This is a genomic window from Bacillus sp. SIMBA_008 (assembly GCF_046535495.1).
GTDB classification, from domain to species: domain Bacteria; phylum Bacillota; class Bacilli; order Bacillales; family Bacillaceae; genus Bacillus; species Bacillus subtilis.
The window spans coordinates 1-327 of the sequence record NZ_JAWRWL010000184.1; the positions used below are offsets into that span (position 1 = coordinate 1).

1 protein-coding gene is annotated in these 327 nt (G+C 58.4%); it reads right to left on the minus strand.

Translation table 11 applies throughout. The features are described 5' to 3' along the window. On the minus strand, positions 1 to 327 hold a 327-nt coding region (locus tag SB658_RS22740), incomplete at both ends, for a polyketide synthase dehydratase domain-containing protein (protein WP_410602501.1).

The following is a 327-nucleotide window of genomic DNA, read 5'->3' on the forward strand; positions in this document are numbered from 1 at the left end:
TATCCAGCGTCAGCGCTCCGTTATCTGACCGATCGCTCTGTTTGCGGACAAGCGCCCACATCGTTTTCTGAGTCGGCTGAAATATTTCTGCCTGCCGCAGGGAAAACGGCAGCATCGGAGTGTCTCCGGCAGTATCTGAACCGGCACCCAGTGACGCCTGAAACGCGGCATCCAGAAGACTCGGATGGATGACAAACTGATCGGCGGTACTGTCTGCCGTTTCCGGCAGCGACAGCCGGGCTGCAGCCCCCCTCTCTCCGATCATCAGCTGATCAATGCCTTGATGGCTCGGCCCGTAGATCATACCCGCATGCCGGAAAGCCTGAT